General features: G+C 48.9%; 22 protein-coding genes. All 22 read left to right on the top strand.

Translation table 11 applies throughout. The annotated features are described in order from the left end of the window. The first annotated feature begins 57 nt into the window (after window positions 1–57). The gene (rpoB, locus tag ACTS9Y_RS04105) at window positions 58–4,230 is read left to right on the top strand and encodes a DNA-directed RNA polymerase subunit beta (RefSeq protein ID WP_442584718.1); all 4,173 of its coding nucleotides are present in this window, start codon (window positions 58–60) and stop codon (window positions 4,228–4,230) included. Window positions 4,231–4,254: 24 nt separating this feature from the next. After that, window positions 4,255–8,514 carry a DNA-directed RNA polymerase subunit beta' gene (rpoC, locus tag ACTS9Y_RS04100; RefSeq protein WP_442584717.1) on the top strand — a complete coding sequence of 1,420 codons (4,260 nt, stop codon included), beginning with the start codon at window positions 4,255–4,257 and terminating at the stop codon, window positions 8,512–8,514. Between the two features lie 197 nt (window positions 8,515–8,711). Next, window positions 8,712–9,095 (top strand): 30S ribosomal protein S12, encoded by a 384-nt coding sequence (gene rpsL, locus ACTS9Y_RS04095; protein ID WP_018987692.1) that lies wholly within the window; start codon window positions 8,712–8,714, stop codon window positions 9,093–9,095. A 99-nt stretch (window positions 9,096–9,194) separates the two neighbouring features. Further along, a complete protein-coding gene (rpsG, locus tag ACTS9Y_RS04090) occupies window positions 9,195–9,665 on the top strand; it encodes a 30S ribosomal protein S7 (protein WP_019881216.1) in 471 nt (156 codons plus the stop codon). Window positions 9,666–9,720: 55 nt separating this feature from the next. Next, a complete protein-coding gene (gene fusA / locus ACTS9Y_RS04085) occupies window positions 9,721–11,814 on the top strand; it encodes an elongation factor G (RefSeq protein ID WP_442584716.1) in 2,094 nt (697 codons plus the stop codon). 36 nt (window positions 11,815–11,850) lie between these two features. Further along, window positions 11,851–13,041: an elongation factor Tu gene (gene tuf, locus ACTS9Y_RS04080; protein ID WP_442584715.1), complete on the top strand. Its 1,191-nt coding sequence runs from the start codon at window positions 11,851–11,853 to the stop codon at window positions 13,039–13,041. Window positions 13,042–13,103: 62 nt separating this feature from the next. Continuing rightward, complete coding sequence (gene rpsJ / locus ACTS9Y_RS04075; protein ID WP_018986280.1) at window positions 13,104–13,412, top strand: 30S ribosomal protein S10; 309 nt, start codon at window positions 13,104–13,106, stop codon at window positions 13,410–13,412. Between the two features lie 138 nt (window positions 13,413–13,550). Further along, window positions 13,551–14,201: a 50S ribosomal protein L3 gene (gene rplC, locus ACTS9Y_RS04070; protein WP_442584714.1), complete on the top strand. Its 651-nt coding sequence runs from the start codon at window positions 13,551–13,553 to the stop codon at window positions 14,199–14,201. Further along, window positions 14,201–14,827, top strand: coding sequence for a 50S ribosomal protein L4 (gene rplD / locus ACTS9Y_RS04065; RefSeq protein ID WP_325241274.1), 627 nt, complete (start codon window positions 14,201–14,203; stop codon window positions 14,825–14,827). The genes rplC and rplD overlap by 1 nt, the downstream gene beginning before the upstream one ends. Beyond that, entirely contained in the window at window positions 14,824–15,138 is a 315-nt protein-coding gene (gene rplW / locus ACTS9Y_RS04060; protein ID WP_055827143.1) for a 50S ribosomal protein L23, read from the top strand. Before rplD ends, rplW begins: the two co-directional genes overlap by 4 nt. A gap of 11 nt (window positions 15,139–15,149) precedes the next feature. Further along, window positions 15,150–15,983, top strand: coding sequence for a 50S ribosomal protein L2 (gene rplB, locus ACTS9Y_RS04055; RefSeq protein WP_325241270.1), 834 nt, complete (start codon window positions 15,150–15,152; stop codon window positions 15,981–15,983). A gap of 5 nt (window positions 15,984–15,988) precedes the next feature. Next, window positions 15,989–16,264 carry a 30S ribosomal protein S19 gene (gene rpsS / locus ACTS9Y_RS04050; RefSeq protein ID WP_091472934.1) on the top strand — a complete coding sequence of 92 codons (276 nt, stop codon included), beginning with the start codon at window positions 15,989–15,991 and terminating at the stop codon, window positions 16,262–16,264. 9 nt (window positions 16,265–16,273) lie between these two features. Next, window positions 16,274–16,612: a 50S ribosomal protein L22 gene (gene rplV, locus ACTS9Y_RS04045; protein ID WP_442584713.1), complete on the top strand. Its 339-nt coding sequence runs from the start codon at window positions 16,274–16,276 to the stop codon at window positions 16,610–16,612. Between the two features lies 1 nt (window position 16,613). Next, the gene (gene rpsC / locus ACTS9Y_RS04040; RefSeq protein WP_379057012.1) at window positions 16,614–17,330 is read left to right on the top strand and encodes a 30S ribosomal protein S3; all 717 of its coding nucleotides are present in this window, start codon (window positions 16,614–16,616) and stop codon (window positions 17,328–17,330) included. Further along, on the top strand, window positions 17,314–17,730 hold the full coding sequence (gene rplP / locus ACTS9Y_RS04035) for a 50S ribosomal protein L16 (protein WP_055827127.1): 417 nt from the start codon (window positions 17,314–17,316) through the stop codon (window positions 17,728–17,730). Before rpsC ends, rplP begins: the two co-directional genes overlap by 17 nt. Before the next feature lie 11 nt (window positions 17,731–17,741). Then, window positions 17,742–17,936: a 50S ribosomal protein L29 gene (rpmC, locus tag ACTS9Y_RS04030; protein ID WP_379057011.1), complete on the top strand. Its 195-nt coding sequence runs from the start codon at window positions 17,742–17,744 to the stop codon at window positions 17,934–17,936. Next, window positions 17,933–18,190 carry a 30S ribosomal protein S17 gene (gene rpsQ, locus ACTS9Y_RS04025; RefSeq protein ID WP_082488120.1) on the top strand — a complete coding sequence of 86 codons (258 nt, stop codon included), beginning with the start codon at window positions 17,933–17,935 and terminating at the stop codon, window positions 18,188–18,190. Before rpmC ends, rpsQ begins: the two co-directional genes overlap by 4 nt. Before the next feature lie 206 nt (window positions 18,191–18,396). Continuing rightward, complete coding sequence (gene rplN, locus ACTS9Y_RS04020) at window positions 18,397–18,765, top strand: 50S ribosomal protein L14 (protein ID WP_019881229.1); 369 nt, start codon at window positions 18,397–18,399, stop codon at window positions 18,763–18,765. 17 nt (window positions 18,766–18,782) lie between these two features. Beyond that, window positions 18,783–19,100: a 50S ribosomal protein L24 gene (rplX, locus tag ACTS9Y_RS04015; protein WP_379032492.1), complete on the top strand. Its 318-nt coding sequence runs from the start codon at window positions 18,783–18,785 to the stop codon at window positions 19,098–19,100. Window positions 19,101–19,108: 8 nt separating this feature from the next. Further along, the gene (gene rplE, locus ACTS9Y_RS04010) at window positions 19,109–19,648 is read left to right on the top strand and encodes a 50S ribosomal protein L5 (RefSeq protein WP_442584712.1); all 540 of its coding nucleotides are present in this window, start codon (window positions 19,109–19,111) and stop codon (window positions 19,646–19,648) included. A gap of 3 nt (window positions 19,649–19,651) precedes the next feature. Continuing rightward, on the top strand, window positions 19,652–19,957 hold the full coding sequence (gene rpsN, locus ACTS9Y_RS04005) for a 30S ribosomal protein S14 (RefSeq protein ID WP_379032487.1): 306 nt from the start codon (window positions 19,652–19,654) through the stop codon (window positions 19,955–19,957). A gap of 14 nt (window positions 19,958–19,971) precedes the next feature. Beyond that, the gene (gene rpsH, locus ACTS9Y_RS04000) at window positions 19,972–20,367 is read left to right on the top strand and encodes a 30S ribosomal protein S8 (RefSeq protein ID WP_379032485.1); all 396 of its coding nucleotides are present in this window, start codon (window positions 19,972–19,974) and stop codon (window positions 20,365–20,367) included. The last annotated feature ends 6 nt before the right edge of the window (window positions 20,368–20,373 follow it).

The following is a 20,373-nucleotide window of genomic DNA, read 5'->3' as shown; positions in this document are numbered from 1 at the left end:
ACATTGCAGTGGATGAAAAGTGTTTTGTCTTCTACCCTCAAAATCTCAGGAGACGCTATGAGCTATTCCTTTACCGAAAAGAAACGCATCCGCAAAAGCTTTGCCAAGCGCGACAGTGTTCAAGAGGTTCCTTATCTGCTGGCTATGCAGTTGGAGTCCTACAAATCATTCCTGCAAGAAAATGTCGCAGTAGACCAACGTAAAGACCAGGGTCTGGAATCAACTTTCCGTTCCATTTTCCCTATCGTCAGCCATTCAGAGAATGCGCGTCTGGATTATGTCAGCTACCAGTTAGGTGCAGAGCCGTTTGACGTCAAAGAATGTCAACAACGTGGCCTGACTTATGCTGTGCCGTTGCGCGTGAAAGTACGCCTGACCATTATGGACCGTGAAGCTTCCAAGCCGACGGTTAAAGAAGTCAAAGAACAAGAAGTGTACATGGGTGAATTGCCACTCATGACCGAAAATGGTTCTTTTGTGATCAACGGTACTGAGCGCGTGATCGTGTCCCAGTTACACCGTAGCCCGGGGGTGTTCTTTGAGCACGACCGTGGTAAAACCCACAGCTCAGGCAAGTTGCTGTTCTCGGCACGTATCATTCCTTACCGTGGTTCATGGTTAGACTTTGAGTTTGACCCTAAAGATTACCTGTATTTCCGCGTTGACCGTCGCCGCAAAATGCCAGTGACTATCCTGTTGAAGGCATTGGGCTACAACCCGGAACAGATCCTGGAAACATTCCACGACACTGACACTTTCCATATCGGCCCTAAAGGTCTGGAATTCGAGTTGGTGGCTGATCGCCTGCGTGGCGAAGTTGCAAAATTTGATATTGCCGATAAAGACGGCACCGTGCTGGTCGCTAAAGACAAGCGCGTAACGGTAAAACACATCCGTGATATTGAAAAAGCCGGCATTAAAGCCATGGCTGTGCCAACCGACTTTATTATGGGTCGCGCGGTTGCCAGAAATATCATCGACACCGAAAGTGGTGAGTTGATTGCGAATGCCAACGACGAAATCACACCAGCGTTACTGGAAAAATTAGTCGCTGCCAAAATCAGCGAAGTCGATACCATTTACACCAATGACCTGGATCACGGTGATTTCATTTCGCAAACATTGCGCAGTGATGAGATCCCTGACCAGTACAGCGCACGCGTGGCGATTTACCGCATGATGCGTCCTGGTGAGCCACCGACCGAAGATGCAGTGCAAGCCCTGTTCAATGGCCTGTTCTTCTCTGAAGACAGGTATGACCTGTCAGTGGTTGGCCGCATGAAGTTTAACCGTCGTGCTTACCCAACCAAGCTGGAAGACCGTTCTGCTGCCTGGATCCGCCGTTTTTACGAAAACGTTGGCGCACAAGGCGATACCGGTGCTAATGTGTTGTCTAACGAAGACATCCTGGCTGTGATCGGCGTGCTGATCGAGTTGCGCAATGGTCGCGGCGAGATCGACGATATTGATCACCTGGGTAACCGTCGTATTCGTTCAGTCGGTGAATTGGCTGAGAACCAGTTCCGTGCCGGTCTGGTGCGTGTTGAGCGTGCCGTGAAAGAGCGTTTGTCACAGGCAGAATCAGAAAACCTGATGCCGCATGATTTGATCAACGCCAAACCAGTCTCTAGCGCGATCCGTGAGTTCTTCGGCTCCAGCCAGTTGTCACAGTTTATGGATCAGACTAACCCATTGTCCGAGATTACGCATAAACGCCGTATCTCAGCCCTGGGCCCTGGTGGTTTGACACGTGAACGTGCCGGTTTTGAGGTGCGTGACGTACATACCACCCACTATGGCCGCGTATGTCCTATCGAAACGCCAGAAGGTCCAAACATTGGTTTGATTAACTCTCTGGCCCTGTATGCACGTACCAATGATTATGGTTTCCTAGAGACGCCATATCGCTTGGTTGAAGGCAACAAAGTCAGTGCTCAGATCAACTTCCTGTCTGCGATTGAAGAAAGCCAGTACGTGATTGCCCAGGCAAACACGGAAGTGGCGAAAGATGGCAGCTTTAAAGAAGATTTGATCTCTGCGCGTTTCCACAATGAATTCACCATGACGCAGCCAGAGCGCGTGCAGTACATGGACGTGGCGCCAGGACAGATCGTGTCTGTAGCGGCTTCATTGATTCCTTTCCTGGAACACGATGATGCGAACCGTGCATTGATGGGCGCAAACATGCAACGTCAGGCCGTACCTTGTCTGCGTGCTGAAAAAGCCGTGGTAGGTACCGGTATTGAGCGTACGGTTGCCATTGACTCGGGTACTGTCGTTACTTCCCGTCGTGGCGGTATCGTCGATTACGTCGATTCAGGCCGTATTGTGATCCGTGTACACGATGCTGAAGCACAAGCGGATGAAGTCGGTGTTGATATCTACAACCTGACCAAGTACACACGTTCTAACCAGAACACCAACATCAACCAGCGTCCGTTGGTCAAAGTGGGTGATGTCATCGCTCGCGGTGACGTAGTTGCGGATGGCGCGTCCACTGACATGGGTGAATTGGCTCTGGGTCAGAACATGCTGGTAGGCTTTATGCCTTGGAACGGCTATAACTACGAAGACTCGATCCTGATCTCCGAGCGCGTGGTGGCGGATGACCGTTACACTTCAATTCATATTGAAGAGCTGTCAGTCGTGGCACGTGATACCAAACTGGGACCTGAAGAGATTACCCGTGATATTTCCAACCTGTCCGAGCGTATGCTGGGCCGTCTGGATGACTCCGGTATCATCTACATCGGTGCTGAAGTGGAAGCCGGTGACGTACTGGTTGGTAAAGTGACACCAAAAGGTGAAACAACGCTGACGCCGGAAGAAAAATTGCTGCGTGCGATTTTCGGTGAAAAAGCCTCAGACGTGAAAGACACATCCCTGCGCGTGCCTTCTGGCATGACAGGTACTGTGATCGACGTGCAAGTGTTCACGCGTGAAGGCATAGACCGCGATACCCGTGCCCAGCAAATCATTGATGACCAGCTGTCTCACTACAAAAAAGATCTGGGCGACCAGATGCGTATTGTTGAAGATGACGCGTTTGGCCGTATCAGCCGTTTGCTGACAGGTAAAGCGGCAACTGGCGGCCCTAACAAGCTGAAAAAAGGCGACAGCGTTACTGCCGAGTATCTGGAAACTGTTGGTCGTTATGACTGGTTTGATATCCGTTTGAATGACGAAGAAGCGGCTCGTCAGCTGGAGCAGTTGAAAGACAGCCTCAGCCAGGCACGCGTCGAGTTCGACAACAAGTTCGAAGAGAAGAAGCGTAAACTGACTCAAGGTGACGAATTGCCACCTGGCGTTCAGAAAATGGTCAAAGTCTACCTGGCAGTAAAACGTCGTATCCAGCCTGGTGACAAAATGGCGGGTCGTCACGGTAACAAGGGTGTGATCTCCAAAATTTGTCCGGTTGAAGACATGCCACACATGGCCGATGGTACGCCATTGGACATCGTGTTGAACCCATTGGGCGTTCCTTCACGGATGAACATCGGCCAGATTCTGGAAACGCATCTGGGTTGGGCTGCTAAAGGCCTGGGCAAGCGCCTGGGCGATATGTTGCAAGCAGAAGCCAAAGTCGCAGAGATCCGTGGCTTCCTGGATAAGATCTACAACAGCAGCACTGGCAAGAAAGAAGACATTGCCGGCCTGACAGATGTTGAAGTGATTGACCTGGCAACTAACCTGAAACACGGTGTGCCATTTGCAACGCCAGTGTTTGACGGCGCTGCTGAATCCGATATTAAAGCCATGCTGGACCTGGCTTTCCCGGACGATGATGAACATACCCAGAAACTGCAGTTCCACGCAGGTAAAACACAGGTCAAACTGTTTGATGGCCGCACCGGTGATGCTTTCGAGCGTCCGGTCACTGTGGGTTACATGCACGTGCTGAAACTGCATCACTTGGTCGATGACAAGATGCACGCACGTTCTACCGGGCCTTACAGTCTGGTGACACAGCAACCATTGGGCGGTAAAGCACAATTCGGTGGCCAGCGTTTCGGTGAGATGGAGGTTTGGGCACTGGAAGCGTATGGTGCGTCATACACCTTGCAAGAGATGTTGACTGTGAAATCGGATGACGTGAATGGTCGTACCAAAGTGTACGAAAACATCGTCAAGGGTGAGCACAAAATTGATGCGGGTATGCCTGAATCATTCAATGTGTTGGTGAAAGAAATCCGTTCACTGGCTATTGATATCGATTTGGACCGTAACTAATTCCCGCCATTAAGGAGAGTCTCTATGAAAGCGTTATTAGATTTATTTAAGCAGGTTACGCAAGAAGAAGAGTTTGACGCGATTAAGATCGCGCTGGCTTCACCTGAAAAAATCCGCTCATGGTCTTATGGCGAAGTGAAAAAGCCAGAAACCATCAACTACCGTACCTTCAAACCTGAGCGGGACGGTTTGTTCTGCTCCAAGATCTTTGGCCCTATCAAAGATTACGAGTGTTTGTGCGGTAAATACAAACGTCTGAAGCACCGTGGCGTGATTTGTGAGAAGTGTGGCGTTGAAGTCACACTGAGCAAAGTGCGTCGTGAACGTATGGGCCACATTGAGCTGGCTTCACCAGTTGCGCATATCTGGTTCCTGAAATCCCTGCCTAGCCGCTTGGGTATGGTGCTGGATATCGCCCTGCGTGACATCGAACGTGTGCTGTACTTTGAAGCATTCATCGTGATCGACCCAGGCATGACACCACTGACACGTGGTCAGTTGCTGACTGAAGATGATTACATCGCCAAGGTAGAAGAATACGGTGATGAATTCAACGCCGTCATGGGTGCTGAAGCAATCCGTGAGCTGTTGCGCACGATGGACATCAACCGGGAAATCGAAACCTTGCGCAGCGAATTGTCTGCGACTGGTTCAGAAGCCAAGATCAAAAAGATCGCCAAGCGCCTGAAAGTGCTGGAAGCGTTCCAGAAATCTGGCATCAAACCAGAGTGGATGATCCTGGAAATCCTGCCGGTATTGCCGCCAGAATTGCGTCCATTGGTCCCACTGGACGGTGGCCGTTTCGCTACGTCTGACCTGAACGATCTGTATCGCCGCGTGATCAACCGTAACAACCGCTTGAAGCGTTTGTTAGAGTTGAAAGCACCGGAAATCATCGTCCGTAACGAAAAACGTATGCTGCAAGAAGCAGTGGATTCACTGCTGGATAACGGCCGTCGCGGTAAAGTGATGACGGGTGCTAACAAGCGTCCGCTGAAATCACTGGCTGACATGATCAAAGGTAAGGGCGGTCGTTTCCGTCAGAACTTGCTGGGTAAACGCGTGGACTACTCCGGTCGTTCCGTGATTGTGGTTGGCCCGCAATTGAAATTGCACCAATGCGGCCTGCCTAAGAAAATGGCGCTGGAACTGTTCAAACCATTCATCTTCCACAAACTGGAAGTATTAGGTTTGGCAACAACCATTAAAGCGGCGAAGAAGAAAGTTGAAGAGGAAGGACCAGAAGTCTGGGATATCCTTGAAGACGTGATTCGTGAGCATCCGGTATTGTTGAACCGTGCGCCTACACTGCACCGTCTGGGTATCCAGGCGTTTGAGCCAGTGTTGATTGAAGGTAAAGCGATCCAGTTGCACCCATTGGTGTGTTCAGCCTTTAACGCCGACTTTGACGGTGACCAGATGGCGGTACACGTACCATTGAGCCTGGAAGCACAGATGGAAGCCCGCACATTGATGCTGGCGTCTAACAACGTGCTGTCTCCAGCCAACGGCGAACCTATCATTGTGCCGTCACAGGATATCGTGTTGGGTCTGTACTACATGACCCGCGAGAAAGTATCTGCACGCGGCGAAGGCATGATTTTCAGTGACATCAAGGAAGTACAGCGTGTGTACGACCAGGGTCTGATTGATCTGCATGCCAGAGTGACTGTGCGTATCAAGGAATTTGAACTGGATGTTGCCGGTGAGAAAACCGAAAAAATCAATCGCTACAATACAACGGTTGGTCGTGCATTGCTGTCTGAGATCCTGCCACCTGGCTTGCCATACAGTTACATCGACAAGGCATTGAAAAAGAAAGAGATTTCACGCCTGATCAACGCCAGCTTCCGTAAAGTGGGCATCCGCGAGACAGTGATTTTTGCTGATAAACTGATGTACACCGGTTACTCCTACGCGACTAAAGCAGGTATCTCTATCAGCATCAACGATATGTTGGTGCCGCCAGAGAAAGAGCAATTGATTGCTGCTGCTGACGCTGAAGTGAAAGAGATTGAAGACCAGTATGTCTCCGGTCTGGTGACACAAGGTGAGCGTTACAACAAAGTGGTCGATATCTGGGGCCGTGCCGGTGACAAAGTGGCAGACGCCATGATGAAACAGTTGCGCGAAGAAGATGTAAAAGACGCTGATGGCAACGTTGTGATGAAAGACGGCAAGGCTGTACGTCAGGAATCGTTTAACGCGATTTACATGATGGCCGACTCCGGTGCCCGTGGTTCTGCGGCGCAGGTACGTCAGCTGGCTGGTATGCGTGGCCTGATGGCGAAACCGGATGGCTCCATTATTGAAACGCCGATTAAGGCGAACTTCCGTGATGGCCTGAATGTATTGCAGTACTTTATTTCTACCCACGGTGCACGTAAAGGCTTGGCTGATACGGCATTGAAAACGGCTAACTCAGGTTACCTGACACGCCGTCTGGTAGACGTGACACAGGATCTGGTCGTGACACAGATCGATTGCGGTACTGTTGATGGTTTGGTGACTAAAGCGCTGGTTAAAGGCGGTGAAGTGGTTGAGCCATTGCATGACCGTATCCTGGGCCGTACTGCGGCGCTGGATGTATTGCATCCTGAAACACAGGAAGTGGTTTACGCGGCTGGTACATTGCTGGGTGAAGACGAAGTTGAAAAAATCGATGCCCTGGGTATTGATGAAGTCAAAGTGCGTACTGCACTGACTTGTGACACCCGCTACGGTATTTGTGCCAAGTGTTACGGTCGTGACCTGGGTCGCGGCAAGCTGATCAGTATCGGTGAATCTGTCGGTGTGATCGCGGCGCAATCCATTGGTGAACCGGGTACCCAGTTGACCATGCGTACCTTCCACATCGGTGGTGCGGTATCGCGTGCAGCTTCTGTGTCTCAGGTAGAAAGTAAGTCCAACGGTGTGGCTGGCTTTACGTCAACCATGCGCTATGTGACTAACTCACGTAACGAGCAGATCGTGATTTCACGTAATGGTGAAGTGGTGATCTCTGAAGACAATGGCCGTGAACGTGAACGCCATAAAGTGCCTTACGGTGCGACACTGACCATCACTGATGGTAAAACAGTGAAAGCCGGCCAGGCATTGGCAACATGGGATCCGCATACCCGTCCGATCATTACCGAGTACGCTGGCCATGTGAAATTCGAGAACGTTGAAGAAGGCGTGACCGTTGCCAAGCAGGTCGATGAAGTGACCGGTTTGTCATCACTGGTGGTGATCGATCCTAAACAGCGTGCTGGCCAGTCCAAAGGTCTGCGTCCACAAGTGAAATTGCTGGATGCTAACGGTGTGGAAGTGAAAGTCGCTGGTACAGATACACCAGTGAACGTGACCTTCCAGTTGGGTTGCATTATTACGGTGAAAGATGGTCAGGAAGTTGGCGTGGGTGAAGTGCTGGCACGTATCCCGCAAGAATCTTCCAAAACCCGTGATATTACCGGTGGTCTGCCACGTGTAGCCGAACTGTTCGAAGCGCGTTCACCAAAAGATGCCGGCATGCTGGCTGAGGTGACAGGTACTGTTTCGTTCGGTAAAGACACCAAAGGCAAACAGCGTTTAGTGATCACGGATCTGGATGGTATTACCAGCGAGTTCCTGATTGCGAAAGACAAGCACGTGACTGCGCATGATGGTCAAGTGGTGACTAAGGGTGAGTCTATTGTTGACGGCCCGGCTGATCCACAAGATATCTTGCGTCTGCAAGGTCGCGAGGCATTGGCTCGTTACATCATCGACGAAGTGCAAGACGTGTATCGCTTGCAAGGCGTGAAGATCAATGACAAGCATATTGAAGTGATTGTGCGTCAGATGTTGCGTCGTGTACGTGTAACGGATGCTGGTGATACTGGTTTCATTACCGGTGAACAAGTCGAGCGTGCAGATCTGTTGACAGAAAACGAACGCGTAGTAGCTGAAGACAAGCGTCCGTCTACTTTTGAGTACGTGTTGCTGGGTATTACCAAAGCTTCGCTGTCTACCGATTCGTTCATCTCGGCGGCTTCCTTCCAGGAAACCACCCGTGTATTGACCGAAGCAGCTATTTTGGGCAAACGCGACGATCTGCGTGGCCTGAAAGAAAACGTGATCGTGGGTCGCTTGATTCCAGCCGGTACCGGCCTGGCTTATCACGAGTCCCGCAAGCGCGCAGCAGTGGCGTCACTGACACCAAACGTGGCAGAGCCATCACAAGCCATGTTGGCCGCTGAAGCAATGTTTGCACCAGAAGTCGTGGTAGAAGAGACTGCAGCAGACGACAACACAGCCGAGTAATTCGATCACTGTTGTCCCTGTTTTCAAGGGGTGTCTCGCATGAATAATGCTTGACACCCCTTGACTCATTTACTAAAATGCTGGGTTTCTCAGAATGGCCTTATTGTCTCAATAAGGCATTATTGTTGATATGCCACCAAAGCTGAGTCTTCCTGCTCAAATTGGTGGTTCTTAAAAAAGGTGAAGAGGTTAAGGCAATGCCAACCATTAATCAGTTAGTACGTAAACCACGCGTTAAAGTGGTTACAAAGAGCAAGGTTCCAGCTTTGGAAGCTTGCCCACAGAAGCGTGGTGTGTGTACCCGTGTATACACAACAACTCCAAAAAAACCAAACTCTGCGTTACGTAAAGTTGCCAAGGTGCGTTTGACCAATGGCTACGAAGTAATTAGCTACATCGGCGGTGAAGGCCACAACCTGCAAGAGCATAGCGTTGTATTGCTGCGCGGCGGTCGTGTAAAAGATTTGCCAGGTGTGCGTTACCACATGGTGCGTGGTAGTTTGGATACGGCTGGTGTGAAAGACCGTAAACAGTCACGTTCCAAATACGGTGCCAAGCGTCCTAAAGAGGCTAAAGCTTAATCTATTAAGCGTTTGCACGAGTTTTTCCCATTTTTTAAAGCGGCTGAAATGCCTTGCGAGTGTCATTGCTAGCAAAAATTTAATTGAAAAGAGAATGTTATGCCAAGACGTAGAGAAGTCCCCAAACGTATTATCTTGCCGGATCCAAAATTTGGTAGCCAGGAAGTGTCCAAATTTGTAAATGTGCTGATGACAGGTGGTAAAAAATCTGTTGCCGAGCGCATCATTTACGGTGCCTTTGATCAGGTGGCCAGCAAGAGCGGTAAGGACCCGCTGGAATTATTCACCACAGCGTTGAATAATCTGCGTCCTGTCGTTGAAGTGAAAAGCCGCCGTGTTGGTGGTGCAAACTACCAGGTGCCTGTTGAAGTGCGCCCAAGCCGCCGTAGTGCGCTGGCTATGCGCTGGTTGCGTGATGCAGCCCGCAAGCGGGGCGAGAAGTCTATGGGTCTGCGTTTGGCAGCTGAGCTGATCGAAGCTTCAGAAGGCCGTGGTTCAGCAATGAAAAAGCGTGAAGAAGTTCACCGTATGGCAGAAGCTAACAAAGCTTTCTCACACTTCCGTTTTTAATTAAACGACCTCGTTCTTTAATAATTAGTTGAATTGATAGCAAAGGTAAACTATCGTGGCACGCAAAACCCCTATTGAACGCTACCGGAATATTGGTATTTCTGCGCACATTGATGCAGGTAAAACAACCACTACAGAACGTATTCTGTTCTACACAGGTGTGAACCATAAAATTGGTGAGGTGCACGATGGTGCAGCCACTATGGACTGGATGGAGCAAGAGCAGGAGCGTGGTATTACCATTACTTCTGCAGCAACGACCTGTTTCTGGAAAGGTATGGACCTTTCCTTGCCTGAGCATCGATTCAACATTATTGATACCCCGGGACACGTGGACTTTACCATTGAGGTAGAGCGCTCCATGCGTGTGCTGGATGGTGCCTGCATGGTGTACTGTGCAGTGGGTGGCGTACAGCCGCAATCTGAAACTGTTTGGCGTCAGGCCAACAAGTACAAAGTGCCACGTCTGGCCTTTGTGAACAAAATGGACCGTTCCGGTGCCGATTTCTTCAAAGTCGTAGACCAAATGAAAACGCGTTTGCGCGCGAACCCAGTGCCAGTGGTGATCCCTATTGGCCGCGAAGATACTTTCGCAGGTGTGGTTGATCTGCTGAAAATGAAAGCCATCATCTGGGATGAGGCTTCTCAAGGCATGAAATTCACTTATGGTGACATTCCTGCTGATCTGGTCGAGACTGCCAACAAATGGCGCGAGCAAATGGTTGAGTCAGCTGCTGAAGCCAGTGAAGACTTGATGAACAAATACCTCGAAAGCGGCGAGCTGGAAGAGAAAGACATCGTTCTGGGTCTGCGTACACGTACCATCGCTGGTGAAATCCAGCCGATGCTGTGTGGTTCAGCATTTAAAAACAAAGGCGTGCAGCGTATGCTGGATGCGGTTGTTGATTTCCTGCCATCACCGATCGATATTGATGATGTGACCGGTGAAGATGACTACGGCAAGCCTGCCAGCCGTAAAGCTGACGACAAAGAAGGATTCTCTGCCCTGGCATTTAAATTGATGACGGATCCGTTCGTTGGTCAATTGACGTTTATCCGCGTTTACTCTGGTGTGCTGAACAAGGGTGATACTGTTCTTAACTCTATCAAGAACAAAAAAGAGCGTATCGGCCGTATCGTACAGATGCACGCCAACAACCGTGAAGAAGTTGAAGAGGTTTTGGCTGGCGACATCGCCGCCTGTATCGGCTTGAAAGACGTTACAACTGGTGAATCTTTGTGTTCACCGGACAAGCCTATCATTCTTGAGCGCATGATTTTCCCTGAGCCAGTGATTCACGTGGCCGTGGAACCAAAAACCAAGAGTGACCAGGAAAAAATGGGTCTGGCGCTGGGTCGTCTGGCGCAGGAAGATCCATCATTCCGCGTGCGTTCAGATGAAGAATCTGGCCAAACGATTATTTCCGGTATGGGTGAGTTGCACCTGGAAATCCTGGTAGACCGTATGCGTCGTGAATTCAACGTTGAAGCTAACGTTGGTGCACCGCAAGTGGCATACCGTGAAGCGATCCGCAAATCAGTCGAAGTCGAAGGCAAGTTCGTTAAGCAATCCGGTGGTAAAGGTCAGTACGGTCACGTATGGCTCAAAATGGAACCTAACGAAGCTGGTAAAGGCTTTGAGTTCGTTGACCAGATCAAAGGTGGTACCGTGCCGCGTGAATTTATTCCTGCGGTTGAAAAAGGCTTGCGTGAAACGATTCCTGCCGGTGTGTTGGCTGGTTTCCCGGTAGTCGACGTGAAAGTCACCTTGTTTGATGGTTCATACCACGACGTTGACTCGAACGAAAACGCATTTAAAATGGCGGCTTCTATCGGCTTTAAAGATGGTATGCGTAAAGCAGATCCAGTCTTGCTTGAGCCTATGATGGCAGTAGAAGTTGAAACACCTGAAGATTACATGGGTGACGTCATGGGTGACTTGTCTTCACGCCGCGGTATCATCCAGGGCATGGATGACATGCCTGGTGGTGGCAAAGCGATTAAAGCTGAAGTGCCATTGTCAGAAATGTTTGGTTACTCCACTGTGGTACGTTCCTTGTCACAAGGCCGTGCAACTTACAGCATGGAATTCAAGCATTATTCCGACGCACCGAAAAACGTTGCTGAAGCAATCATCAACAAAAAATAATTGATTTAATACAGATTTAATTAAAAGGAAAACATCATGGCAAAAGGCAAATTTGAACGTACCAAGCCACACGTGAACGTTGGTACGATTGGTCACGTTGACCACGGTAAGACAACCCTGACAGCGGCTATTACCACTGTATTGACTAAGAAATTTGGTGGTGAAGCGAAGGCTTACGATCAAATTGACGCGGCGCCAGAAGAAAAAGCACGTGGTATCACGATCAACACAGCGCACGTTGAGTACGAGACAGCAGCACGTCACTACGCACACGTTGACTGTCCAGGTCACGCTGACTACGTTAAGAACATGATTACCGGTGCTGCCCAGATGGATGGCGCGATCCTGGTATGTTCAGCTGCTGACGGCCCAATGCCACAAACACGTGAACACATCCTGTTGGCTCGCCAGGTTGGCGTACCATACATCGTTGTATTCCTGAACAAAGCTGACATGGTAGATGACGCTGAGTTGCTGGAACTGGTTGAAATGGAAGTGCGTGACCTGTTGTCTAAATATGACTTCCCAGGTGACGACACCCCGATCATCAAAGGCTCAGCAAAACTGGCCCTTGAAGGCGACCAATCAGAGATCGGCGAACCAGCCATCTTCGCATTGGCTGACGCATTAGACAGCTACATCCCAACGCCTGAGCGTGCTATCGACGGTACCTTCCTGATGCCAGTAGAAGACGTATTCTCTATCTCTGGTCGTGGTACTGTAGTGACTGGCCGTATCGAGCGCGGTATTGTTAAAGTCGGCGACGAAATCGAAATCGTAGGTATCAAGCCAACACTGAAAACAACATGTACCGGTGTTGAAATGTTCCGTAAACTGCTGGACCAAGGTCAGGCAGGCGACAACGTGGGTGTACTGTTGCGCGGTACCAAGCGTGAAGAAGTTGAACGTGGTCAAGTATTGTCCAAATCAGGTTCTATCAAGCCACACACCAAGTTCACAGCAGAGATCTACGTGCTGGGTAAAGATGAAGGTGGTCGTCATACACCATTCTTCAACGGCTACCGTCCACAGTTCTACTTCCGTACGACTGACGTGACTGGTGCAGTTGAATTGCCAGCAGGTACCGAAATGGTGATGCCAGGTGATAACGTATCTATCTCAGTAGCGCTGATTGCGCCTATCGCGATGGAAGACGGCTTGCGCTTCGCTATCCGTGAAGGTGGCCGTACCGTTGGTGCTGGCGTTGTTGCCAAAATCATCGAATAATTGATTGACTAAACAAGCGACAGGATATTCCTGTCGCTTTTGCTCTTTTTAAAGGAAAAAACATGGCAGCTCAAAAAATCCGTATCCGTCTGAAAGCATTTGACTATCGTTTGATCGACCAATCTGCTTTGGAAATCGTGGATACAGCGAAACGTACTGGTGCAGTTGTTAAAGGTCCAGTGCCATTGCCAACACGTATTGAGCGCTTTGATATTCTGCGTTCGCCACACGTGAACAAAACTTCACGTGACCAGTTTGAAATCCGTACCCATCAGCGTTTGATGGACATCGTGGATCCTACAGACAAAACTGTAGATGCATTGATGAAGCTGGATCTGCCAGCTGGTGTGGATGTAGAAATCAAGCTTTAATTTAAAAGTTTGTCATTCTCGACTTTGGCCTTCAAGTTGAAGGCTATTGTCAAATCAAGAATAGTTCGGTATAATCCGCGCTCTTCGGTGGACGGTCAATTGTAATCGTCCACTTTAAACTATTATAAGGAACTGATCATGAGCTTAGGGCTTATTGGTCGCAAGGTGGGCATGACCCGCATTTTTACAGAAGAAGGCGCAAGCGTTCCTGTAACAGTGCTGGAAGTGATTCCTAACCGCGTGACACAAGTAAAGACAGTTGCAACTGATGGCTATACAGGCCTGCAAGTTGCATACGGTGAGCGTCGTGCTAGCCGTATCAACAAAGCGTTGACTGGACACTTTGCCAAAGCTGGCGTAACTGCTGGTGCTGGTATCAAAGAATTCAATGTGGTTGAAGACGTTCTTGCTAACTTCCAGGTCGGTGGAAATGTCACTGTTGATATTTTCTCCGTAGGTCAGTTGGTAGACGTGACAGGTACATCCATCGGTAAAGGTTTTGCCGGTGCGATCAAGCGTCATAACTTCTCCTCTAACCGTGCTTCTCACGGTAACTCCCGTTCACATAACGTACCAGGTTCTATCGGTATGGCGCAGGATCCGGGTCGAGTATTCCCTGGTAAGCGCATGCCTGGTCATTTGGGTGATGTTAAAGTCACTACTCAAAACCTGGAAATCGTTCGTGTTGACGTTGAGCGTAATCTGTTATTGATTAAAGGTTCCGTGCCTGGCTCCAAAGGTGGCAATGTTGTTGTACGTCCAGCCATCAAAGCGAAAGGGGCTGCATAATGGAATTGAAGCTGATTGATCTGAACGGCAAAGTTGCGAAAAAAGGCGTTGATGCGTCTGACGTGACTTTCGGTCGTGAATTTAACGAGTCCCTGGTACACGAAGTTGTTGTTGCTTACATGGCCAACGCCCGTACAGCGACTCGTGCACAAAAAACACGTGCTACCGTTGCCCACACTACCCACAAGCCATATGCGCAAAAGGGTACTGGTAACGCTCGTGCTGGTATGACTTCCAGCCCGATCTGGCGCGGAGGTGGTCGTGCATTCCCTAACAGCCCTAATGAAAACTACAGCCACAAAGTAAACCGTAAGGCTTACCGTGCTGGCATGCAGACTATCTTGTCTGAGTTGGTTCGTCAGGATCGTTTGAAAGTGGTTGATACATTTACGATCGACACACCAAAAACAAAACAATTGGTACAAAAAATCAATGCGCTGGGTGTAGACGGTGGTGTGTTGGTATTGATCGATGGTTTTGATGAGAATTTGTACTTGTCTTCCCGTAACCTTCCAAACGTTTTGGTAGTTGAAGCGCAATTTGCTGACCCGGTCAGCCTGGTGCGTTTCCCTAACGTTTTGGTCACTGCTGGTGCAGTGAAAAAACTTGAGGAGATCTTGGCATGATTACCGCAGCAACCAAAACTCAAGATCGTTTATTGCAAGTGATTTTGGCACCACAAATTACCGAGAAGGCAACGTTCATTGCTGACAAGCATCAGCAAATTGCTTTTAAAGTGCGTACCGATGCAACCAAGCCAGAAATCAAGGCTGCTGTTGAATTGGTTTTCAAGGTCGAAGTGGCTTCTGTATCTGTGATTAACGTTGCAGGTAAAGTGAAGCGTGCTGGCCGTCGTACTGGTAAGCGTAGTGACTGGAAGAAGGCTTACGTTAGCCTGAAGCCAGGTCAAGAAATTAACTTTGCAGCTGGCGAATAAGGAGAGAAGACATGGCATTAGTTAAAGTCAAACCAACTTCCCCCGGTCGTCGTGGTGTATTGAAGGTTGTCACACCTGATTTGCACAAAGGTAAGCCTTACGCGCCGCTGTTGGAAAGTCAAAGTAAAAATGCTGGTCGTAATAACAACGGCCGCATTACAACCCGTCACCAAGGTGGTGGTCATAAGCAGCACTACCGTGTGATCGACTTCCGTCGTAACAAGGATGGTATTCCTGCAACTGTAGAGCGTATCGAGTACGATCCAAACCGTACAGCCAACATCGCGTTGCTGTGCTATGCGGATGGTGAGCGTCGTTACATCATTGCGCCACGTGGCATTGCTGCCGGTGCGCAACTGGTGAGCGGTTCTGAAGCGCCTATCCGTGCTGGTAATGCATTGCCTTTGCGCAACATCCCAGTCGGTAGCACGATTCATTGTATCGAGATCCAGCCAGGCAAAGGCGCGCAAATTGCACGTTCAGCCGGTACTTCAGTCCAGTTGCTGGCACGTGAAGGTGCTTACGCTCAGTTGCGTTTGCGCTCCGGTGAAGTTCGCCGTGTACACGTTGATTGCAAGGCAACCTTGGGTGAAGTGGGTAACGAAGAGCATTCATTGCGTTCTATCGGTAAAGCCGGTGCGATGCGTTGGCGCGGTGTCCGCCCAACCGTACGTGGTGTGGTGATGAACCCGGTTGATCACCCGCACGGTGGTGGTGAAGGCCGTACTGCTGCAGGTATGAACCCAGTTTCACCATGGGGTCAGAAAACTAAGGGTTATCGTACACGTAAGAATAAGCGTACTGATAACATGCGCGTAAGTCGTCGTCCGAGAAATGTAAGGTAATCGCCATGGCACGTTCTATTAAAAAAGGTCCATTTGTGGACGCTCACTTGGCTAAAAAAGTCGAAACTGCGTCAGCGAACCGCGATAGAAAACCAATCAAAACTTGGTCTCGTCGTTCGACTGTATTGCCAGACTTTATTGGTTTAACCATCGCAGTGCACAACGGTAGACAACATGTGCCTGTGTTGATTTCTGAAAACATGGTTGGTCACAAGCTTGGCGAATTTGCGTTAACCCGCACATTCAAAGGGCACGCGGCTGATAAAAAAGCGAAGAAGTAAGGGGCTGATATGCAAGTTACTGCAATTTTAAAAGGCGTACACCTTTCTCCGCAAAAAGCGCGTTTGGTGGCCGACTTGGTTCGTGGCAAAAAAGTAGATCACGCTTTGAATATCCTTGCATTCACGCCTAAGCGTGGTGCAGAGATTATCAAAAAAGTCGTGTTGTCTGCGATTGCCAATGCCGAGCATAACAATGGGGCTGATATTGACGCATTGAAGGTGACTTCAATCTACGTTGATAAAGGTATTGTCATGAAACGTATCCGTGCACGTGCAAAAGGTCGCGCTGGTCGTATTACGAAACCAACATGTCACATTCATGTGACGGTCGGTGACTCAAAGGAATAATATGGGACAGAAAATTCATCCAATTGGGTTCCGTTTGAGCGTTCAGAAAAACTGGGCGTCACGTTGGTACTCAAATAGCCAGAACTTCCCTGCGATGTTGCAAGGCGACATTAAAGTGCGCGAGTTCTTGAATAAGAAACTGGCTAGCGCTGCTGTGAGCAAGATCATCATCGAGCGTCCGGCTAAAAACGCAAAAATCACCATCCACAGTGCCCGTCCAGGTGTTGTGATTGGTAAAAAAGGTGAAGACATCGAGTCTTTACGTTCTTCACTGCAAGGTTTGATGGGCGTGCCTGTTCACCTGAACATTGAAGAAGTGCGTAAGCCAGAATTAGATGCAACATTGATCGCACAATCCATTGCTCAGCAATTGGAAAAACGCGTGATGTTCCGTCGTGCCATGAAACGTGCGATGCAAAACGCAATGCGTTTGGGCGCACAAGGCATCAAGATCATGAGTTCCGGTCGTTTGAACGGTATCGAGATCGCGCGTACTGAGTGGTATCGTGAAGGCCGCGTGCCTCTCCATACACTGCGTGCTGATATCGACTACGGTGTGGCAGAAGCTTCTACCACCTACGGTATTATCGGGATTAAAGTTTGGGTATTCAAAGGTGAGATTTTTGGTGATAACGCCGCTGCAAATGCTGCTGTTGCCGATGCTGAGCCAGAGAAAAAAGTAAGAAAGCCGAGGGCTAAAGATGCTGCAACCAGCTAGACAGAAATACCGCAAGATGCAAAAGGGTCGCAATAAAGGTATTGCGACTACTGGTAACAAGGTAAGCTTTGGTGAATTTGGTTTAAAAGCGATTGGTCGTGGTCGTTTGACCGCACGCCAGATTGAAGCTGCACGTCGTGTGATGACTCGTCACATTAAACGTGGTGGCCGCGTTTGGATCCGTGTGTTTCCTGATCAGCCAATCTCCAAAAAACCTGCTGAAGTACGTATGGGTAATGGTAAAGGTAGCGTGGACTACTACATCGCTCAAATTCAGCCAGGCAAAATGTTGTACGAGATGGATGGCGTGAGCGAAGAGTTGGCTCGCGAAGCTTTCAAACTGGCTGCTGCCAAGCTGCCAATTGAAACTACATTCATGACCCGTCAAATCGGCAGTTAAGGAGTAGTGAAATGAAAGCTTCAGAATTTCGAGCAAAATCAGCTGAAGAGCTGAACACCGAGTTGGTTGAATTGCGTCGCGCACAGTTTTCACTGCGCATGCAATTGGCGACTCAACAATTGAACAAAGTAGATCAGCTGGGTAAAGTGCGCAAAGATGTAGCTCGCGTGAAGACCGTGCTGGCTGAGAAGGCGAAACAGGCATGATGACTGAAAAAGCGAAAGTTGTACGCAGTTTGACTGGTCGCGTGGTAAGCAACAAAATGGATAAAACCGTGACTGTGCTTGTCGAGCGTAAAGTTAAACACCCTCTGATTGGTAAAGTGGTTTCTAAATCAAACAAATTCCATGCGCATGACGAAAGTAATGCATGCCAGGAAGGCGATCTGGTTACGATCACTGAATCACGCCCATACTCCAAGACCAAGTCTTGGGTAGTAAGCAAAATCGAAGCTAAATAAGGCTTCAAAATATAAAACTGGAAAAGCGCTTGTCATAAGCGTTTTTTTGGTTGTATAATGTTGGACTTTTCGGTGTCCGCCTTAGATGGCATGTAGCTGGCACCCCAATACTGACCGTGGTCTATTGGCCGAAAAATGTTCTTGAATGAAAGTTCAAAGCAGCGGCTGGTAGTGGTTATAACGGATTAAGTTGGAGATTATTTCTCATGATTCAAATGCAATCTCGGCTGGAAGTAGCCGACAACACTGGTGCGCGTTCCGTGCAGTGTATCAAAGTCTTGGGTGGTTCCAAGCGTCGTTATGCCAGCATTGGCGACATCATCAAGGTCAGCATCAAAGATGCTGCCCCGCGTGGTCGCGTCAAAAAAGGTGAAATCTATAACGCTGTGGTTGTGCGTACCGCTAAAGGTGTGCGTCGCCCAGATGGTTCTTTAGTTAAATTCGATGCCAATGCTGCAGTCTTGTTGAATAACAAGCTTGAGCCAATTGGCACACGTATTTTTGGCCCGGTGACACGTGAGTTGCGCAGTGAGCGCTTCATGAAGATCGTTTCATTAGCGCCTGAAGTGCTGTAATAGGCGGGAGACGATAAATGAGCAAAATTCGCAAAGGTGACCAAGTCATTTTGAATACAGGTAAAGACGCAGGTAAAACAGGTACTGTTTTAAACGTCTTGCCAACCGGCCATGTAGTGGTGGAAGGCTTGAATGTGGTAAAAAAGCACACTCGCCCTAACCCTATGCGTGGTGTTACTGGTGGCATCATCAGCAAGGAAATGCCTTTGGACATTTCTAATGTGGCGCTTTATAACGCTGCAACTAAAAAAGCTGATCGTGTTGGTTTTAAGGTACTCGAAGATGGTCGCAAGATTCGTGTTTACAAATCTAGCGGCGAGTCAATCGACGCATAGGAATACATATGGCACGTTTAAAACAATACTATAAAGATACAGTGGTTTCCAAATTGACAGAACAATTTGGTTATTCCTCCTCAATGCAGGTGCCACGTATCGAAAAAATCACCCTGAACATGGGTGTTGGCGAAGCAGTGGCTGATAAGAAAGTCATGGAAAACGCAGTTTCCGATATGGAAAAAATTGCTGGTCAAAAACCTATCGTGACTAAGGCTAAAAAGTCTGTTGCTGCGTTTAAGATCCGTGATGACTATCCTGTTGGATGTAAAGTCACATTGCGCCGTGAGCGTATGTATGAATTCCTGGACCGTCTGATTACAGTGGCTATCCCACGTATTCGTGACTTCCGTGGTATTTCAGGCAAGTCCTTTGATGGCCGTGGTAACTACAACATGGGTGTTAAAGAACAGATCATTTTCCCGGAAATCGAATACGACAAGATCGATGCTCTGCGCGGAATGAACATCACCATTACCACGACAGCTCAAACAGATGAAGAAGCAAAAGCACTGTTGGCTGCATTTAGTTTCCCATTTAGAGGTTAAGTCATGGCAAAAGTATGTATGACAGAGCGCGAGCAAAAGCGTCGCGAAACCGTAAAAAAATATGCAGCCAAACGTGCTGAATTGGTTGAAATCATTAACAACCAGTCTGCAAGCGTTGAAGATCGTTTCGCTGCACGTTCAAAATTGCAAAGTTTGCCACGTAATTCCAGCCCGGTGCGTACACGTAATCGTTGTGCATTGACTGGTCGTCCACGTGGTGTGTTCAGTAAATTTGGTATCGCACGTAATGAGTTGCGTAAGTTGATGATGGCTGGTCATGTACCAGGTGTCACCAAGGCCAGCTGGTAACGGAGGAATAGAACATGAGTATGAGTGATCCGATTGCCGATATGTTGACCCGTATTCGTAACGCGCAACGTACGAATAAGCCATCAGTTTCAATGCCTGCGTCTAAAGTTAAAGGCGCCATTGCAAACGTACTGAAAGATGAAGGTTACATTGAAGATTTCAACGTTCAAGACAATGAAGGTAAGCCTGTTTTGAACATCAGCCTGAAGTACTATGCTGGTCGTCCAGTTATTGAGAAGATCGAGCGTGTATCTAAGCCAGGTTTGCGTATATATAAAGGTAGTCAAAACATTCCTCGAGTGATGAACGGATTGGGTGTAACCATCGTTTCTACCTCAAAAGGTGTAATGACTGATCGTAAAGCACAAGCTGCCGGTATCGGTGGTGAAGTTTTGTGCATCGTGGCCTAAGGGGAA

This window comes from Methylophilus sp. (assembly GCF_052173275.1).
Taxonomy (GTDB): domain Bacteria; phylum Pseudomonadota; class Gammaproteobacteria; order Burkholderiales; family Methylophilaceae; genus Methylophilus.
Note: the sequence above shows the minus strand (reverse complement) of the source record. Positions and strands in the feature narration are given on the sequence as shown.

What these genes read in the sequence shown, in the direction of transcription:
- rplW (WP_055827143.1), top strand. Translation starts at nt 14,824, where the DNA reads ATGATTACCGCAGCAACCAAAACTCAAGATCGTTTATTGCAAGTGATT.
- rpsQ (WP_082488120.1), top strand. Translation starts at nt 17,933, where the DNA reads ATGATGACTGAAAAAGCGAAAGTTGTACGCAGTTTGACTGGTCGCGTG.
- rpsS (WP_091472934.1), top strand. Translation starts at nt 15,989, where the DNA reads ATGGCACGTTCTATTAAAAAAGGTCCATTTGTGGACGCTCACTTGGCT.
- rpsJ (WP_018986280.1), top strand. Translation starts at nt 13,104, where the DNA reads ATGGCAGCTCAAAAAATCCGTATCCGTCTGAAAGCATTTGACTATCGT.
- rplV (WP_442584713.1), top strand. Translation starts at nt 16,274, where the DNA reads ATGCAAGTTACTGCAATTTTAAAAGGCGTACACCTTTCTCCGCAAAAA.
- rpsN (WP_379032487.1), top strand. Translation starts at nt 19,652, where the DNA reads ATGGCAAAAGTATGTATGACAGAGCGCGAGCAAAAGCGTCGCGAAACC.
- rpsC (WP_379057012.1), top strand. Translation starts at nt 16,614, where the DNA reads ATGGGACAGAAAATTCATCCAATTGGGTTCCGTTTGAGCGTTCAGAAA.
- rplE (WP_442584712.1), top strand. Translation starts at nt 19,109, where the DNA reads ATGGCACGTTTAAAACAATACTATAAAGATACAGTGGTTTCCAAATTG.
- rplX (WP_379032492.1), top strand. Translation starts at nt 18,783, where the DNA reads ATGAGCAAAATTCGCAAAGGTGACCAAGTCATTTTGAATACAGGTAAA.
- rpsH (WP_379032485.1), top strand. Translation starts at nt 19,972, where the DNA reads ATGAGTATGAGTGATCCGATTGCCGATATGTTGACCCGTATTCGTAAC.
- rplN (WP_019881229.1), top strand. Translation starts at nt 18,397, where the DNA reads ATGATTCAAATGCAATCTCGGCTGGAAGTAGCCGACAACACTGGTGCG.
- rplP (WP_055827127.1), top strand. Translation starts at nt 17,314, where the DNA reads ATGCTGCAACCAGCTAGACAGAAATACCGCAAGATGCAAAAGGGTCGC.
- rpsG (WP_019881216.1), top strand. Translation starts at nt 9,195, where the DNA reads ATGCCAAGACGTAGAGAAGTCCCCAAACGTATTATCTTGCCGGATCCA.
- rplC (WP_442584714.1), top strand. Translation starts at nt 13,551, where the DNA reads ATGAGCTTAGGGCTTATTGGTCGCAAGGTGGGCATGACCCGCATTTTT.
- rplD (WP_325241274.1), top strand. Translation starts at nt 14,201, where the DNA reads ATGGAATTGAAGCTGATTGATCTGAACGGCAAAGTTGCGAAAAAAGGC.
- rplB (WP_325241270.1), top strand. Translation starts at nt 15,150, where the DNA reads ATGGCATTAGTTAAAGTCAAACCAACTTCCCCCGGTCGTCGTGGTGTA.
- tuf (WP_442584715.1), top strand. Translation starts at nt 11,851, where the DNA reads ATGGCAAAAGGCAAATTTGAACGTACCAAGCCACACGTGAACGTTGGT.
- rpmC (WP_379057011.1), top strand. Translation starts at nt 17,742, where the DNA reads ATGAAAGCTTCAGAATTTCGAGCAAAATCAGCTGAAGAGCTGAACACC.
- rpoC (WP_442584717.1), top strand. Translation starts at nt 4,255, where the DNA reads ATGAAAGCGTTATTAGATTTATTTAAGCAGGTTACGCAAGAAGAAGAG.
- rpsL (WP_018987692.1), top strand. Translation starts at nt 8,712, where the DNA reads ATGCCAACCATTAATCAGTTAGTACGTAAACCACGCGTTAAAGTGGTT.
- rpoB (WP_442584718.1), top strand. Translation starts at nt 58, where the DNA reads ATGAGCTATTCCTTTACCGAAAAGAAACGCATCCGCAAAAGCTTTGCC.